Genomic DNA, 14,747 nt, shown 5'->3' with positions numbered 1-14,747 from the left:
GGTCGTCAGCGTACGTGTTGGAGGCGCCGGAACGACAGCCGTCCCCACCAGCGCCGCCAGTCCGACCGGCTCGTGCGCAGGAGCGTCACCACCACGATGACGGCCACGGCGGCGAGCAACCACCACCGGTAGGCGTCCGCCGACGGCCACACCCCTCGGAGCGCGATCGCGAGTCCGATCGACAACCACTCCCACCGGCCGGACAGCACCACGAACGGGATGAGCAGCAGCGCGTACCAGGGGTAGCGCGGGGTCACCGCGAGGAACGTCACGCCGATCATCAGCACCTCGCCGGACCACGGCCGCGACGGGTCGGACAACCGCCACGCCACGAACGCGGCGAGCAGGACGATGAGCCCGACCACCACGGTGGCCGCATCACCCCGGAACACGAGCGACACGAGCGCGAACCGGGAGCCGTCCTCGTAGCCCTCCTCGCTGAGGTAGCCGGGCAGGTACCCGAGCACGTCGAGCCCCGTGCTCAGCACGTACGGCACGTAGAGCAGCCCGAAGAACACGATGCCCACCGGGATCGCCCACCACGACCGCCACCGGCCGAGCAGCGCCGGGTACACGATCGCCGGGATCAGCTTCGTCGCCGTCGCAGCCCCCAGCGCGATCCCTCCCCAGATCGGTCGGCCGAACGCCACCAGTACTGCGCCGGCCGTGGCGAGCGCGGCACCGACGACGTCGACGTGCGAGTTCGTGACCGCCTCGGAGGCGACGAGCGGCGACCACGCCCACAGCGCCGCCCACCAGGTCGGGCGACCGAGGCGGCGGAGCACCGCGACGAGCCCGAGGGTGACGCCGAGCGAGACGAGCAGTCCGGCGATCTGGAACGGCATGTACTGGGCCGTCGCCGGGACGAAGGCGCGCACACCGGCGAACCAGAGCTGGGCCATCGGCGGGTAGATCGTGACGACGTCCGGACGGTTGATCGCGGTGCAGTGACCGTCAGCCCCGTCGCCGAGGCCCCGGTAGCGGGGCTGCAGCGGGTCGCACGTGCCACCCACCTTGTCCGGGAACAACCAGTCGGGTCGGAGACCGGACAGTGCCGTGGACTGGGGGGTGTGCGCGTACGGTGAGACACCGGCATGCTGGACGATGCCGTCCCAGGCGTACCGCGCGGAGTCGGTGCTCGTGTTCGGCGGACCCGCGATCGCCGCGATCCCGACGACCACCGCCCCACCGACGACCACGGCGGTCACCCAGCGGGCGGGCACGAAGCGCAACGCCAGCACGGCGATCACGAAGACCGTCCAAGCGATCAGCGTCCACGCAACGAATGAGGAACGATGGCCGGATCGGAGGAACCCCAGATGCGTGACGCCGACGGCGATGACGCCCGACAGGGCGAGTACTCCGACGACCGCCACCACGACGGCGAGCACGGAGACCCTGCCGACGGCGGGGGACGGTCGGTCGGCACGCAGTCGGTCGCTCATGGTCCGTCGAGGCTAGCGGGCGTCCGGCGGCTCCTGCTCGACGGACGAGCAGCCCTGGCGTCCCCCAACCGGAACGCGCGCTCGGCCGTGGTGCTCGGTCGCCTGCTCGGCATCGCGTTCCTGGTCTGCTTCGGCACCGGCATCTACAGCCACCTGCTGCAGGAGCCGCTCGGCTGGATGCGGTTCCCGACCCGTCCCGCGCAGCTCTACCAGTTCACGCAGGGGCTCCACATCACGACCGGGATCGCGATCATCCCGCTGCTGCTGGCGAAGCTCAACACCGTCATGCCCGCGCTCGTGCAGGTCCCGCCGGTGCGTGGTGTCCTGCACCTGCTCGAGCGGATCTCGATCGCGGTGCTCGTCTCGGCATCGATCGTGCAGGTCACCACGGGTCTGCTCAACACGTACCAGTGGTACCCGTGGCCGTTCCCGTTCCGCCAGGTGCACAACGCCATGGCCTACGTGATCATCGGCTCGTTGGTCATCCACGTCGCGGCGAAGCTGCCGATCATCGCCCGCTACTGGCGGAAGCGCGACTCCTACGACGCGCAGGGCCGGTTCATCGCGGACCCCGCGTCCGGCAGTGAGCTGCTCCCACCGACCCGGGAGGCCCGACTCGCGTCCGCCCCGCAGGCTGCGGACTCCGAGACGGCCGGGTCCACCGCCCCTGGCCTGCTGGGCCGCGTGTTCCGCTGGATCGACGGTGTCGACGCCGCCCCCGGCGGCGTCGAGTCCCGTCCCACCGGACCGGACACGGCCCCGGAGACCCGCGAGGTGTCCGAAGAGCCGAGCGTCGGCCAGCCGACGGCCGACCTGCCGGAGCCGGGCCGGGCCTCCAGTCCGACGCCGGGAGCAGCCACCGGACGACGTGAGCGCATCGCGCGACGCGGGTTCTTCGCCGGCGTGACGGCCGCCGTCGTGGGCGTCGTCGCCCTGACCGCCGGGCAGTCCTCCAAGCTCGCCGAACCATTCAACGTGTTCGGCGCACGCCAGCGGGGTCTCGGTGCGAACGGCCTGCCGGTCAACCGCACCGCACGGGCCGCCGGCGTCCTCGCGACCGCGACCGCCGCGGACTGGACGCTGACGGTCGTCGGACCGGACGTGACCCGGACGTTCGTGCGTGCGGAACTCGTCGCGCTCGGCTCCGCGCAGGTCGACCTGCCGATCTCGTGCGTCGAAGGGTGGAGCCAGATGGCGACCTGGAAGGGCGTGCGGATGCGCGACCTGCTCGGAGCGGTGCAGGCCGAGCCCGGATCGCACGTGCGGGTGACGAGCCTGGAACGCCACGGCGGCTACCGGATCATGGACATGGGGCCGGAGTACGCAGAGGACCCGACGACCCTGGTCGCCCTCGAGCTGAACGGTGCGACGCTCGACCTGGACCACGGGTTCCCGGCGCGGATCATCGCTCCGGGACGGCCCGGCGTGCTGCAGACCAAGTGGATCGAGAAGATCGAGGTGCTGCGGTGAAGGCTGCGCGGATCGTGCTCGTCGTCGTCGGTGTGCTGGTGATCGCGTTCGGGGCGTACGTCCTGGTGACGTCCGTGCGGCCGAACCGGATCGTGGGACTCGCGACGTGGTTGCTCGGTGCGGTGATCCTGCACGACGCGATCCTGTCGCCGTTCGTGGTGGGGGTCGGGCTCCTCCTGCGCCGAGCCGGTCGCGCGCTGCGGGTCTGGGTGCTCGTCGTGGTGCAGGTGGCGATCGTCCTCGGGAGTGTCCTCGCCCTGGTGGTGCTGCCCGAGATCGCCGCGAAGCACCACGGTCAGAAGAACCCGACGATCCTGCCGTTCGACTACGGCACGCGGTTGCTGCTCGTCGAGGGTGTGCTGCTGCTCGTCGTGGTGGCGGTGCTCGTCGTCGGGGTGGTGCGGGCGCGGCGTCGGTCAGCCGGGGTCCCCACAACTACTGGTTAAAGCGACAACCTTTCGGTAGGATGCAGACATGACCGATGAGACCCCGTGGCTCACGCGCGAACAGCTGCGTGCCTGGATGAAGCTCGTCGCCGTCATGGAGCTCCTGCCGGCGGCGCTCGACCAGCAGCTGCAGCGGGACGCCGACCTGACGCACTTCGACTACATGGTCATCGCGATGCTGTCCGAGACCGACACCCGGACGCTGCGGATGTCGGCGCTCGCCTCGGCCACGAACGCCTCGCTGCCGCGGCTCTCGCACGTGGTGTCGCGGCTCGAGAAGCGCGGTCTGGTGTCGCGCTGCCCGTCCTCCGACGACCGCCGAGCCACCGACGTGCGCCTGACGGACGAGGGCTACGCCGCCATCGTCGACGCGGCGCCGGACCACGTGCGCACCGCTCGCCGCGTGGTCATCGACGCGCTCTCCGACGAGCAGGTCGGGCAGCTCGACGGGATCGCGGCTGCGCTGCTGTCGCGGCTCGACCCCGAGGGGCGGTTCGCGGCGCTGACCTACCCGCGCGACGACGACGACACGGCGATCTGCGAGGCGCGGTTGACGGGGACGGCCACCGACTGAGCGGTGCTCCATCCGGCGTTCTTCTGCATCTGAACGGACGTCTTGTGCGTCCATCTGGACGTCTTGTGCGTCCGGCCGTTGCAATAGGCTCGGCCCATGAGTGAGCCCGCCGCGCCGTCCGACACGTACTCCTACCTCGGACCAGCCGGCACCTTCACCGAGGCGGCACTCAAGCTCGTCGAGGCCGCGGCCGGCAAGCCGTGGCGCAGCGTCAACAACGTCGGCGAGGCCCTGGACGACGTCATGTCCGGGCGCTCCATCGGTGCGGTCATCGCGATCGAGAACAGCGTCGACGGTGGCGTCAGTGCCACCCAGGACGCGCTCGCCCGGATCCCCGGCGTCCGGATCGTGGGGGAGTACCTGGTCCCCGTCGACTTCGTCCTCGTCGCACGGCACGGCACCACGCTCGCCGACGTCCGCACCGTCAACGCGCACCCGGTCGCGTACGCGCAGACCCACAACTGGCTCGAGGCGAACCTGCCCGGTCACGGGCACATCCCCGCATCGTCGAACGTCGCGGCGGCGCTCGCGCTGCTGGAGCCGAACCCGACCGCCGACGCCGCCGTCGCGCCGCCCGGCATCACCGACCACCACGACCTCGCCGTCCTCGCACGGTCCATCGGTGACAACGCGTCCGCCGTCACCCGGTTCGTCCTCGTCTCGCGCACCCTGTCGCTGCCCGCACCGACCGGCGCCGACAAGACGAGCGTCATCGTCGAACTGCCAGCCGATCACCCGGGCGCCCTGGTCGACATGCTCGAGCAGTTCGCGACGCGGGGCATCAACATGGGGCTGCTGTCGTCGCGGCCGATCGGCGACGAGCTCGGCCGGTACCGGTTCGTCATCGACCTCGACGGGCACGTGCAGGACGAGCGGGTCGCGGACGCACTGCTCGGCCTCCGCCGGTTCAGCCCGGCCGTGACGTTCCTCGGGTCGTACCCGCGGGCCGACGGGGAGCGCCCCGAAGTCCCCGCGCGCTACTCGGACGAGGCGTTCGTCGAGGCGCGGGACTGGCTCCGTGCGATCGTCTCCGGGGAGCCGGACGCACGCTGAGCGCTCGGCGGTTCGGCGGTTCGGCGGCTCCCGCTGAGCGCTCGGCCGCTCGCGCTGAGCGCTCGGCGGCTCGCGCTCAGCGCTTGGCGGCTCGCGCGCGGCCGCGGACGCGGCTCGGACGCGGGGTCACCGTCGGCACCTTGACGTTCAGCGAACCGGGGTCGATCCGGGCGCGGAACGCCACGATCTCGCCCACCGGGTCGCCGTCGATCTCGAACTCGTCGGGCTTCTCGAGCCGCAGCGTGAACTCCTCGCCGCGCATGTAGCGCAAGGGTCGCTCCTGCTTCGCGGCCGTCGTGATCCGGCGCCCGATCAGGGTGTCCGACAGCGCTGAGCGGCGGAACCAGCGGAGGATCGCGTTCTCCCAGAACACCCGAGCGCCGATCCGCACCCAGCCGAAGAAGCCGCGCGGCCGCATCACCACGATGTCGAACACGCCGTCGTCGATCTCGGCGTCGGGCAGCAGCATGGCGTTCGCCTGCAGCATCCCGCAGTTGCCGACGATCACCGAGTGCGCACGCACCGAACCGTTCCGGGCGGACTCGTCGAGGCGGTACCGGAACTCGAAGCCGTCGGTGTCCCGCACGGAGCGGAACAGCGAGTCGAGGTAGGCCAGCCAGCCGACCCGCTTCTTGAGCTCGGGCCGGGTGTTCGCGAGCATCCGGGCATCGAGGCCGAGGCCGGCCATCACGAGGAATCCGAACTTGTCGCGGCGGCCGTCCGGACGTTCGACCCCGATCAGGCCGAAGTCGATGGACCGGTCGTGCCCGGCGAAGATCGTGCGAGCGCTGCCGGCCAGGTCGTCGAGCGGGAGCTTCATGTTGCGGGCGAGGAGGTTGCCCGTGCCGCTCGGCAGGAGCGCCAGCGACGCGTCGGAACCGTGCACGACCTCGGCGACCGCGCGGACCGTTCCGTCACCTCCGGCCGCGGCGATGACCTCGGCGCCGGCGTCGAGCGCCGCTCGGGCCATGCCGCCGCCCGGGTCTTCCTCGGTCGTCTCGAACCAGAGGGTCTCGGCCCAGCCGGCCTCCTGCTGGTGCTTGTCGACGGTGCGTTTGAGGGTCGGCAGGTGGACCTTGACGGGGTTGTAGACCACCGCTGCCGTCCGCTGTTCGGTGGGGAGGGCGTCCTGGTCCGCGGGCGCGGTCTCCGAAGGGGTCGACATGCCACCAACGGTACCGATCGAATGCTGCACGCGGGTGGCCGCCTCTAAGATGGGGCGGTGATCGATCCACAGCTGCTCCGCGACGACCCGGACGTCATCAAGGCCTCACAGCACGCACGCGGCGCATCAGTCGCCGTCGTCGACGAAGCCGTCGCCGCCGATGCGGCCCGGCGCAGTGCGATCACCTCCTTCGAGTCGCTGCGCGCCGAGCAGAACGCGTTCGGCAAGACCGTCGCGAAGGCCCCGAAGGACGAGAAGGCCGCACTCGTGCAGCAGGCACAGGCGCTCGCCGCCCGTGTGAAGGAGGCGCAGGCCCTCGTCACAGCGGCCGAGCAGACCTTCACCTCCGTCGTCCGTTCCATCCCGAACGTCGTGCTGCCCGGCGTGCCGGAGGGTGGGGAGGACGACTTCGTCACGCTCCGCACCGTCGGCACGAAGCCCGAGTTCGACTTCGAGCCGAAGGACCACGCCGACCTCGGCGAGCACCTCGGCATCATCGACATCCCGCGCGGTGTGAAGGTCTCCGGCTCGCGCTTCTACTTCCTCCGCGGCCTCGGTGCCCGGCTCGAGATCGCGCTGATGTCGCTCGGCCTCGACCGCGCCGTCGCAGCCGGGTTCGAACCGCTCATCACCCCGACGCTCGTCCGCCCCGAGACCATGGCGGGCACCGGGTTCCTCGGCGAGCACGCTGCCGAGGTCTACCGGCTCGAGGCCGACGACCTGTACCTCACCGGCACGAGCGAGGTCGCCCTCGCCGGCTTCCACGCCGACGAGATCCTCGACCTGGACAGCGGTACCCACCGCTACGCCGGCTGGTCGACCTGCTACCGGCGCGAGGCCGGTTCGGCGGGCAAGGACAACCGCGGCATCCTCCGCGTGCACCAGTTCAACAAGCTCGAGATGTTCTCCTACGTCCACCCGGACCAGGCCGAGGCCGAGCACGAGAAGCTCGTCGGCTACCAGGAGCAGATGCTGCAGGACCTCGGGCTGCACTACCGCGTGATCGACGTCGCCGGCGGCGACCTCGGCACGAGCGCCGCGAAGAAGTACGACATCGAGGCCTGGGTCCCGACGCAGGGCACGTTCCGCGAGCTCACCTCCACGTCGAACTGCACCACGTACCAGGCCCGCCGTCTCGACATCCGCTACCGCACCGAGAGCGGCAAGACCGCTCCGGTCGCCACGCTCAACGGCACGCTCGCGACCACCCGCTGGATCGTCGCGATCCTCGAGACGCACCAGCAGGCCGACGGCTCCGTCGTCGTGCCCGAGGTCCTGCGCCCCTACCTCGGCGGCGTCGAGGTGATCGAGCCCCGATGAGCGCGAAGGGGCGGTTCGTCGATGGTGACGCGCAGGGCGCCGGCACCGGTGCGCCCACCCGCACCAAGCGCTGGTTGGTCGCACTCGACATCGACGGCACCACGATGCGCGAGGACGGGGTCATCACCGACACCGTCGTCGCCGCCATCCGCGACGCCGAAGCCGCCGGGCACGAGGTCATGCTCTCCACCGGCCGCAGCGAGGGCATGACCGTGCCCCTGCTCGAGACCCTCGGCATCGAGCCGAAGTACCTCGTCTGCGCCAACGGAGCACTCACGCTCGCCCGTCGCCCCGACGGGTCGTACGAGCGCGTCCACGTGGAGCGGTTCGACCCGTCCGAGGTCCTGCAGACGATCCACGGCGCGCTCACCAACGCGGCCTTCGGCGTCGAGGACGAGACCGGCCGGTTCCTGCTGTCCGAGAACTTCCCGGCCGACACCATGACGAACGCCGGCGAACAGGTGCCCTTCGAACGCCTGCTCGAGGTCGAGGCCACCCGCGTCGTGGTGATCTCGCCGGAGCACGGGCTCGAGGAGTTCCTGCAGATCGTCGAGGCGATGGGCCTGCACAAGGTCTCGTACACCGTGGGGTGGACCGCGTGGCTCGACATCGCACCAGAGGGCGTGACGAAGGCGACCGCGATGGAGCGCATCCGCGAGTGGCTCGACATCCCGCGGTCGCGTGTCTTCGCCGCGGGTGACGGCCGGAACGACATCGACATGCTGCGGTGGGCGTCGACCTCCGGTCGCGGCGTCGTGATGGGCCAGGCTCCGGACGACGTCGTCGACGCCGGCAACGAGCTCACCGGCGGCGTGACCGACGACGGCTTGGCAGCGGCGCTCGACTCCCTGCCCCGCTAGACTTCTCGGGACGCGATCACGTCTCGCCACGTGGTCGCGTCACTGGAGGGTTGTCCGAGCGGCCGATGGAGCCTGTCTTGAAAACAGGTGGGCAGAGATGTCTCGTGGGTTCGAATCCCACACCCTCCGCCATGCAACGCGTCGGTACGGTCGGTGGATGATCGAGGTCGTCGAGTACCGGGCGTCGTGGCCCGACCGGTTCGCCGCGTTGCGTGACGCGTACGCCGCGGCCCTCCAGGAAGCCGAAGCTCCGTTCCGCGCCATCGAGCACGTCGGCAGCACCGCGGTCCCCGGTCTGGCGGCCAAGCCGGTCATCGACGTGGACGTCGTCGTCGATCCCGCGCACGTGTCGGCTGCCGTGTCCGCGCTCGCGACGATCGGGTTCGAGCCACGCGGCGACCTCGGCGTCCCGGATCGGCAGGCCTTCCGGACGCCCGAGCGCTTCCCTCCGAGCAACACCTACGTCGTCACGGCCGGGTCGCTGGCGCTGCGGAACCACCTCGGCGTCCGCGACGTCCTTCGTGCGGATCGGGCGCTCCGCGACGAGTACGCCGCGGTGAAGCGCAGCGCAGGTGCCGAGGCACGCGACATCGACGACTACCTCGAGCGCAAGAGCGGCGTGCTCAGCCGTGTCCTCGATGAGGCCGGCCTCTCTGCCGAGGAGCGTGACGCGATCACCGCCGTCAACCGCGGCATCACCGGCCGAGGCGCTCGCGGCTGACCGAGGCGCGTCAGGGTCGGTACGGCCGTGGCCACACGGCGACGAGCTCCCCGCCGGTCAGGCTCAGTGACACGACCATGCCGATCAGCGAGTCGACCAGGAGCACGACGACCGCGAGGACCCAGGCCGACCTGCGGGTCCCTCGCGCTCGACCCGCGAGCGCGAGCAGTGCGGCGAGCCCGAGGGCGTGCGCGAGGAGCAGCGGCACCCCGCCGATGGTGACGATGTCCTCGTTGAACCCGGAGCGGTCGTGCGCCGTGCCCCGCAGGTCCTCCTCGGAGGCGAGGTACAGCCACAACCACGAGCAGCACCCGCCCAGCGCGCCGATCACCGCCGTGGCCCAGAACGCCCACGTCCAGCCCATCGACGTCCACCCCGACCGTCGTTCCGACACCGCCCCCGTCGTCATCCGCTCAGGGTAGCGCCGGTTGTCGGATGCCGAATGTGCTCGCCATCCGCGCAGCGGTATCCGGCGTTCCGCCCTGCAGCGTGATGGCTCGCGAAGGGTGACATCCTGAGTGTCGTGTCCGCTAATGTCCGTCACATGGCAGAGCTCGACTATGCGTTCCTCGCTGATTTTGCGCAGGTGGAGAACGGTCGCCTGATGGTGATCGGCGGGAGCTACACGCACGCCACGCTCGAAGGTCGTGCCCTCCCGGCGAACTGGATCACGTCGGTGGCCGGACGGGTTCGGATGCGAGAGGGTGACGGGCCGGTCGAGATGAGTGTCCTGCTGGGCCCGGACGACGGCGCGTACGAGATTGCCTTCAGCAGCGTCCTGACGACGGATCAGGGGGCCCGACCGTACGGAGACGGCAAGGTCGGGGTCCTGTTCGCTGCGACTCTCACCATTCCGATCCTCAGCGCGGGGACGTACACCTGTCACGTGCGGCTGGACGACGTCGAGGTCCGCACGCTTCGGTTCGAAGCGGAAGTGCTGGGAAGCTAGTTGCAACCGGTCTTCACCCGCCATGTGCTGCAACGCATGGCCCAGCGTCGAATAGAACGTGCTGACGTCATGTCCGTGCTCAGCGAGCACTTGCACGTCTTGCCGACTCCGGAGGGGTCCACTCGGTTCGACGGCGTCCCACGGGGCGACGGGCGTGTCCTCAAAGTATGGGTTGTAGGCTCGCCTCCACAGACCGAACCCATGGTCGTCAAGAGCGCAGCGTGGAAAGGTGGTATCTGATGCCGAGAGTTCCGTTCCAGATCACGGTCGATGCGCAGAGCGATGTCGCCTACATCACGATGAGCGACTCCGACGTCGAGGACACGCGCGAACTCACTGCCGACGTCCTCGTGGACGTCGATGCCCTCGGCATGGTCGTGGGTATCGAAGTGCTGCGCCTCGATGCGGAGATCCCGTTCCAGCGTCTCGTCGACGAGTTGCACGTTCACAGCGCGGATGTCGAGACCCTGCGAGCACTCCGGCCGAGTGTTGCGTCGTCGCTGCGTTTGACTCAGGGCACCGAAGGCACTTCTGTCCAGCGGGGTGCCGCAGCGAACGCGGACGGTTCGTCGATCGCGGTCTGACAACGAGGACGAGCGCAGGCCCCTCGGCTCCGGTGAGGAGCCGGTACTCCTCGGTCATGCGGCTTCGAGATCCCGCTCGCGGAGCAGGATGTTCTTCCCGAGGAACAGCTGCGGCGTGCGCCGCTTGATGGACGTCCGCCACTCCGCGATGCCTCGTCGTCCCCGTCCCACAGTCATTCGACGGGGAGACCGAGTGACAGGGCGCCCTCGTTCGGGTGCGAGAAGTCGTCAGCCGAACGTCGGTTGTCGACGTCCGACGCGAGGGACAGCCAGAGCCACGTGGCGAAGCCTGCGACCGTCCCGAGCGCTGCCGTCACCCAGAAGGCCACAGCGCGCCCTGTGGACGCTTCCCCCGTCGTCATCGGGTCAGGGTACCTGCGGGGCGAGGGAACTCGCCTGCGGTGACTGACGGTCCTGGTCCACGAACCGGGGTGTTCGTGAACCAGGACCGTCACCGCCCTGACGAGAACACGCTTCAGGCCGTCGCGAGCGCCGGGTACAGCGCCGACAGCGGCGCGCTCAGACCCGCCCGGACGTTCCGGCTGATCTCGTCGGCGAGGACCTCGTGCTCGCCGGCCTCGACCGCGTCCCAGATCGTCCTGACGATGTCGGCCGGGTCGGCCTTCTCGACGTCGAGGTCGGCGGTCATGCCGGTGTCGGTGTAGCCGAGGTGGGCGCCGACGACCTGCGTGTCCTGCGGTGCGAGCTCGAGCCGGAGGGAGTTCGTGATGGACCAGAACGCCGCCTTCGAGGCCGAGTAGCCACCCGCGAGGGCGATCCAGCTCAGGACGGAGTGCACGTCGATGAGTGCCCCGCCGCGGAGTGACGGCGCGAAGGCCTTGGCGACGCGGAGTGCACCGAAGACGTTCGTCGCGAAGACGTGCTCGACCTCGTCGACGGAGGTGTCGAGCAGAGGTGCGGAACCGCCGATGCCGGCGTTGTTCACGAGCACGGTGGTGTCCGCGGCGGCACGGGCGGCCGCGTCGACGCTCTCCTGGCTCGTCACGTCGAGGGCGAGCGGCACGATGCGCTCGTCGTCCCAGGTGCGCGGGGTGCGGGCGGTGGCGTAGACCTTGGCGGCGCCGCGGTCGAGTGCCTGCTGGACGAACTCGGCGCCGAGGCCGCCGTTCGCTCCGGTGACGAGGACGATCGCGTGGGTGAGGTCGGTCATGAGGTGCTCCAGTCGAGAAGAAGATCAACAGCAGGTGAGTACGGAAACCGAACCTAACACGTCGTGTCCGGAAATCGAACCCAGCTAGGATGAACGCATGCTCGGCATCCTCGGCGGCGACGAGCGCTGCCCCATCGCACGCTCCCTCGACGTCCTCGGCGAGAAGTGGACGCTCATGATCGTCCGCGACGCCCTCGGCGGCTCGACCCGCTTCAGCCAGTTCCAGCAGAGTCTCGGGATCCCGCGTGAGGTCCTCACGGCCCGGCTCGCCTCGCTCGTCAACGGGGGAGTGCTCGAACGCACGACCTACAAGCCCGAGGGTGCGCGGGCCCGCGAGGAGTACGTCCTCACCGATGCGGGGCGTGACCTGTCCCTGGTGCTGCTCGCCCTCGGCGGCTGGGCGGACCGGCACCGTCCGTCCGAGCGCACGTCGGACCTGCGCTTCGTCGACACCGAGTCGGGTGCAGCCGTCGAGGCTGCCGCGGTGACGCGGGAGACGCACCAGCGCGTGCCGCTGGAGCGACTCACCGCGGTCATGGAGCGTGCGTCCGCGACGTGAGCGATGGCGGACGGGAGGGAGGTGGCGGCCCCGCCCCGCGCCTCCAGGCCGTCAGTCAGGTGCGTCAGCGACGCACGTCGCACCCGCAACTCGCGCCCAGGACCAACTCGGCCGGCACGAGGTCGCGGTGCCACTGGTTGTCCGCGTCGAGCCCGAGCACGCGGTCGACCGCGGCGATCGCCATCGTCTCGATCGGCTGTCGGACCGTCGTGAGCTGCGGGTTCGTGTAGTCCGCCTCGGCGCCGCCGTCGAACGACACGATGGCGACGTCCTCGGGCACGCTGAGTCCGAGTTCCCAGAGCGCGCGCAGGAGTCCGACGGCCTGCATGTCGGAACTGACGAAGACCGCTCGTGGTCCGGTGCGGTCGCTGAACATCCGGAGACCGGCCTCGTACCCGCCGTGTCGGGTGAAGTCGCAGCGCACGATCGGTCCGTCCGGGTGGCCGGCGTCGCGGAGGGCGCGCATCCATCCCTGTTCCCGGAGCTCCATCGAACCGGCGTGCCCCATCACGAGGCCGATGGACGCGTAGCCGTGCTCGACCAGGTGCTTCGTGCCGTCGTGGGCGCCGCGCAGGGCGTCGACACCGATGCTCGCGTAGTCGGGGACCTCGAAGAAGGTGTTGAGCAGGACCATCGGGATGCCGGGGTCCGACACCGTGGACAGGTCCGGGCGGGTCATGATGCTCGTCATGATGATGCCGTCGACCTGGCGGGCCGACAGGCTGCGGAGGCGTTCGCGTTCCTGCACGGCGTCGCCGTCACTGTTCGCGAGCAGGACGTCGTAGCCGCGGGCGGCCGCGGCGTGTGTGACCTCCACCGCGAGCTCGGACCAGAAGGGGTTGTCGAGTTCCGGCACGATCAGGCCGAGCATCTTCGACGATCCGGTGCGCAGCGCCTGCGCGCTGGCGTTCGGTCGGTACCCGAGGACCCGGATGGCGTCCCGGACCCGGGCGGCGGTCTCGGCGGCGACCGGACGGGGTCCGTCGTGGACGACGTAGCTGACGACCGAGGTGCTGACCCCGGCGTACCGGGCGACGTCGGCGCGGGTGACCGCCCTCGGGGTCGTCGGGACGGTCACGGGTGCCACCTTCGTCGGGTCGGAAGTCGCGTTCGGGTGCCGGCCCGTGCGGACCGACACCCGAACACCACTTGCTATTCGCTCGCGATACTAGACGAGGACCCGGCCTCGGCCGTCTCGGGGGCGTCACCGAAGTCCGGCACGTCGAGGCGGACGCCGCCCTGCAGTGCCGACTGGTGGGCGATGATGCCCGGCAGCGTGAACCGTGCGGCGGTCCAGGCGTTCACCGGCGGCAGGGTGCGGTCGACGACGGCGCGGACGAAGTCGTCGGCCAGGAACTGGTGCGAGCCCTCGTGTCCGGTCGGGACGCCGGCGTACTCGGCCGGCAGACGGTCGGTGTCGTGCACCTCGGCGTACCCGGAGACGAACGCGTCACGGAGCGAGGGGTCGACGCCGGCCAGACGCGGGTCGTCGAGCTCCATCGTCGCCTGCGTGTTGATCTTGTCGCTGATGTCGTGCGAGTCCTCCTTGTCCTGCCAGACGCTGACCTTGGCGAGCTGCTCGAAGCTCGCCTCGGTGCCGAAGTAGCGGAAGCGGGACTCGCGGATGTGCGACGGGTAGCCGACGCGGCGCATCTCGTTGATGCGCATGACGCCGCCGTTGTCGAGCTCGAACAGGGCGGTCGCGTTCGAGAAGTCGTTGTCGAACTGGCTGACGTCCTTGTCGAAGACGCCGTCGCCGCGGTCGTCCTTGACGCCGAGGCAGCTGACGCTGACCGCGTGACCGGGGATCGCGCCGAGGACGCCACCGACGGAGTGCGTCGGGTAGAGCATCGGCGGGTAGCTGGCGGTGCGCTTCCAGTCCTCGCCGCCGCTGAACTGGTAGGCGGCGTAGAAGCCGAGGTCCATGTCGTGCACGTAGTCGCCCTCGGCGTAGAACACGCGGCCGAAGGCGCCGTCGGCGACCTGCTTGCGCGCGAACACCGTGGCGGGGTTGTAGTAGCTCGTCTCGCCCATCATGTAGGTGAGCCCGGTCTCGCGGACGGCCTCGATGATGGCGCTGATCTCCTCGACCGAGATCGCCATCGGGACGGCGGAGTAGACGTGCTTGCCGGCGCGCAGGGCCTTGACCACGAGCGGGCCGTGCGTCCAGCGCTGGGTGAAGATCGCGACCGCGTCGACGTCCGAGGCGAGCACGGCGTCGAAGTCGGGGAAGGTGCCGTCGAGGTGCTGCGACTCGACGAGCTCGGACGCACGGTCGTCGACGAGGTCGGTGACGAACACCCGGTCGACGTCGGGGTGGAGCTTGAACAACTTCGCGAACTGCGGGGCGAACTGGCCCGCGCCGACCATTCCGACAGAGATCATCAGTGACCTTTCCAGGGTGGGGGATGCGTCGCCGAGCGAGTCGCT

The 14,747-nt window shown here is 70.1% G+C and carries 18 protein-coding genes and 1 tRNA gene; 12 read left to right on the top strand and 7 right to left on the bottom strand.

The features are described from left to right. Positions 1 to 5: 5 nt before the first annotated feature. Positions 6 to 1,445 carry a glycosyltransferase family 87 protein gene (locus tag EDF19_RS15700; protein ID WP_123681806.1) on the bottom strand — a complete coding sequence of 480 codons (1,440 nt, stop codon included), beginning with the start codon at positions 1,443 to 1,445 and terminating at the stop codon, positions 6 to 8. Positions 1,446 to 1,532: 87 nt separating this feature from the next. On the opposite strand from EDF19_RS15700, the gene EDF19_RS15695 reads away from it, so the two are divergent. The 4 genes from EDF19_RS15695 to pheA all read left to right on the top strand — a co-directional run bounded on the left by EDF19_RS15695 (position 1,533) and on the right by pheA (position 4,988). Beyond that, complete coding sequence (locus EDF19_RS15695) at positions 1,533 to 2,915, top strand: molybdopterin-dependent oxidoreductase (protein ID WP_123681805.1); 1,383 nt, start codon at positions 1,533 to 1,535, stop codon at positions 2,913 to 2,915. Continuing rightward, entirely contained in the window at positions 2,912 to 3,361 is a 450-nt protein-coding gene (locus EDF19_RS15690) for a hypothetical protein (protein WP_260217236.1), read from the top strand. Before EDF19_RS15695 ends, EDF19_RS15690 begins: the two co-directional genes overlap by 4 nt. Before the next feature lie 28 nt (positions 3,362 to 3,389). Then, on the top strand, positions 3,390 to 3,935 hold the full coding sequence (locus tag EDF19_RS15685; RefSeq protein ID WP_123681803.1) for a MarR family winged helix-turn-helix transcriptional regulator: 546 nt from the start codon (positions 3,390 to 3,392) through the stop codon (positions 3,933 to 3,935). Positions 3,936 to 4,031: 96 nt separating this feature from the next. Further along, the gene (gene pheA / locus EDF19_RS15680; RefSeq protein ID WP_123681802.1) at positions 4,032 to 4,988 is read left to right on the top strand and encodes a prephenate dehydratase; all 957 of its coding nucleotides are present in this window, start codon (positions 4,032 to 4,034) and stop codon (positions 4,986 to 4,988) included. 76 nt (positions 4,989 to 5,064) lie between these two features. Here pheA and EDF19_RS15675 read toward each other — a convergent pair whose 3' ends face one another. Continuing rightward, positions 5,065 to 6,153 carry a diacylglycerol kinase family protein gene (locus EDF19_RS15675; RefSeq protein ID WP_123681801.1) on the bottom strand — a complete coding sequence of 363 codons (1,089 nt, stop codon included), beginning with the start codon at positions 6,151 to 6,153 and terminating at the stop codon, positions 5,065 to 5,067. 57 nt (positions 6,154 to 6,210) lie between these two features. Between EDF19_RS15675 and serS the strand changes: the two genes are divergently transcribed. From serS to EDF19_RS15655, 4 genes are all read left to right on the top strand, one after another. Beyond that, positions 6,211 to 7,473, top strand: coding sequence for a serine--tRNA ligase (gene serS / locus EDF19_RS15670; RefSeq protein ID WP_123681800.1), 1,263 nt, complete (start codon positions 6,211 to 6,213; stop codon positions 7,471 to 7,473). Beyond that, positions 7,470 to 8,333: an HAD family hydrolase gene (locus EDF19_RS15665; RefSeq protein ID WP_123681799.1), complete on the top strand. Its 864-nt coding sequence runs from the start codon at positions 7,470 to 7,472 to the stop codon at positions 8,331 to 8,333. Before serS ends, EDF19_RS15665 begins: the two co-directional genes overlap by 4 nt. 44 nt (positions 8,334 to 8,377) lie before the next feature. Then, a tRNA-Ser gene (locus EDF19_RS15660) sits at positions 8,378 to 8,465 on the top strand. Positions 8,466 to 8,490: 25 nt separating this feature from the next. Further along, on the top strand, positions 8,491 to 9,054 hold the full coding sequence (locus tag EDF19_RS15655; protein ID WP_123681798.1) for a GrpB family protein: 564 nt from the start codon (positions 8,491 to 8,493) through the stop codon (positions 9,052 to 9,054). 10 nt (positions 9,055 to 9,064) lie between these two features. Here EDF19_RS15655 and EDF19_RS15650 read toward each other — a convergent pair whose 3' ends face one another. Then, positions 9,065 to 9,463 carry a hypothetical protein gene (locus tag EDF19_RS15650; RefSeq protein ID WP_148071121.1) on the bottom strand — a complete coding sequence of 133 codons (399 nt, stop codon included), beginning with the start codon at positions 9,461 to 9,463 and terminating at the stop codon, positions 9,065 to 9,067. Positions 9,464 to 9,598: 135 nt separating this feature from the next. Between EDF19_RS15650 and EDF19_RS15645 the strand changes: the two genes are divergently transcribed. Genes EDF19_RS15645 through EDF19_RS15640 form a run of 3 tightly spaced genes read left to right on the top strand, consistent with a single transcriptional unit; the run spans position 9,599 to position 10,587 of the window. Beyond that, a complete protein-coding gene (locus EDF19_RS15645; protein WP_123681796.1) occupies positions 9,599 to 10,003 on the top strand; it encodes a DUF6941 family protein in 405 nt (134 codons plus the stop codon). Continuing rightward, positions 10,004 to 10,243 (top strand): DUF4258 domain-containing protein, encoded by a 240-nt coding sequence (locus EDF19_RS19555; RefSeq protein WP_395860483.1) that lies wholly within the window; start codon positions 10,004 to 10,006, stop codon positions 10,241 to 10,243. Further along, on the top strand, positions 10,225 to 10,587 hold the full coding sequence (locus EDF19_RS15640; RefSeq protein ID WP_185022892.1) for a DUF2283 domain-containing protein: 363 nt from the start codon (positions 10,225 to 10,227) through the stop codon (positions 10,585 to 10,587). The genes EDF19_RS19555 and EDF19_RS15640 overlap by 19 nt, the downstream gene beginning before the upstream one ends. A 173-nt stretch (positions 10,588 to 10,760) precedes the next feature. On the opposite strand, the gene EDF19_RS18840 is transcribed toward EDF19_RS15640, so the two are convergent. Next, positions 10,761 to 10,949 carry a hypothetical protein gene (locus EDF19_RS18840; RefSeq protein WP_148071120.1) on the bottom strand — a complete coding sequence of 63 codons (189 nt, stop codon included), beginning with the start codon at positions 10,947 to 10,949 and terminating at the stop codon, positions 10,761 to 10,763. Positions 10,950 to 11,062: 113 nt separating this feature from the next. Beyond that, positions 11,063 to 11,758 (bottom strand): SDR family oxidoreductase, encoded by a 696-nt coding sequence (locus EDF19_RS15635; RefSeq protein WP_123681794.1) that lies wholly within the window; start codon positions 11,756 to 11,758, stop codon positions 11,063 to 11,065. Positions 11,759 to 11,855: 97 nt separating this feature from the next. Between EDF19_RS15635 and EDF19_RS15630 the strand changes: the two genes are divergently transcribed. Then, positions 11,856 to 12,317, top strand: coding sequence for a helix-turn-helix domain-containing protein (locus EDF19_RS15630; protein WP_123681793.1), 462 nt, complete (start codon positions 11,856 to 11,858; stop codon positions 12,315 to 12,317). 64 nt (positions 12,318 to 12,381) lie between these two features. On the opposite strand, the gene EDF19_RS15625 is transcribed toward EDF19_RS15630, so the two are convergent. Both EDF19_RS15625 and EDF19_RS15620 read right to left on the bottom strand, forming a co-directional pair. Further along, positions 12,382 to 13,395, bottom strand: a complete 1,014-nt coding sequence (locus EDF19_RS15625) for a LacI family DNA-binding transcriptional regulator (RefSeq protein ID WP_260217235.1) — start codon at positions 13,393 to 13,395, stop codon at positions 12,382 to 12,384. A 74-nt stretch (positions 13,396 to 13,469) separates the two neighbouring features. Further along, positions 13,470 to 14,702: a Gfo/Idh/MocA family protein gene (locus EDF19_RS15620; RefSeq protein ID WP_395860479.1), complete on the bottom strand. Its 1,233-nt coding sequence runs from the start codon at positions 14,700 to 14,702 to the stop codon at positions 13,470 to 13,472. Between the last annotated feature and the right edge of the window lie 45 nt (positions 14,703 to 14,747).

Origin of the sequence: Curtobacterium sp. PhB115, assembly GCF_003752025.1 — a bacterium.
Classification (GTDB): Bacteria; Actinomycetota; Actinomycetes; order Actinomycetales; family Microbacteriaceae; genus Curtobacterium.
The sequence above is the reverse complement of the archived record's forward strand: the minus strand, read 5'-3'. Positions and strand labels throughout refer to the sequence as shown.

What these genes read in the sequence shown, in the direction of transcription:
- EDF19_RS15700 (WP_123681806.1), bottom strand. Translation starts at nt 1,445, where the DNA reads ATGAGCGACCGACTGCGTGCCGACCGACCGTCCCCCGCCGTCGGCAGG.
- EDF19_RS15685 (WP_123681803.1), top strand. Translation starts at nt 3,390, where the DNA reads ATGACCGATGAGACCCCGTGGCTCACGCGCGAACAGCTGCGTGCCTGG.
- pheA (WP_123681802.1), top strand. Translation starts at nt 4,032, where the DNA reads ATGAGTGAGCCCGCCGCGCCGTCCGACACGTACTCCTACCTCGGACCA.
- EDF19_RS15675 (WP_123681801.1), bottom strand. Translation starts at nt 6,153, where the DNA reads ATGTCGACCCCTTCGGAGACCGCGCCCGCGGACCAGGACGCCCTCCCC.
- EDF19_RS15665 (WP_123681799.1), top strand. Translation starts at nt 7,470, where the DNA reads ATGAGCGCGAAGGGGCGGTTCGTCGATGGTGACGCGCAGGGCGCCGGC.
- EDF19_RS15655 (WP_123681798.1), top strand. Translation starts at nt 8,491, where the DNA reads ATGATCGAGGTCGTCGAGTACCGGGCGTCGTGGCCCGACCGGTTCGCC.
- EDF19_RS15650 (WP_148071121.1), bottom strand. Translation starts at nt 9,463, where the DNA reads ATGACGACGGGGGCGGTGTCGGAACGACGGTCGGGGTGGACGTCGATG.
- EDF19_RS15645 (WP_123681796.1), top strand. Translation starts at nt 9,599, where the DNA reads ATGGCAGAGCTCGACTATGCGTTCCTCGCTGATTTTGCGCAGGTGGAG.
- EDF19_RS18840 (WP_148071120.1), bottom strand. Translation starts at nt 10,949, where the DNA reads ATGACGACGGGGGAAGCGTCCACAGGGCGCGCTGTGGCCTTCTGGGTG.
- EDF19_RS15635 (WP_123681794.1), bottom strand. Translation starts at nt 11,758, where the DNA reads ATGACCGACCTCACCCACGCGATCGTCCTCGTCACCGGAGCGAACGGC.
- EDF19_RS15630 (WP_123681793.1), top strand. Translation starts at nt 11,856, where the DNA reads ATGCTCGGCATCCTCGGCGGCGACGAGCGCTGCCCCATCGCACGCTCC.
- EDF19_RS15620 (WP_395860479.1), bottom strand. Translation starts at nt 14,702, where the DNA reads ATGATCTCTGTCGGAATGGTCGGCGCGGGCCAGTTCGCCCCGCAGTTC.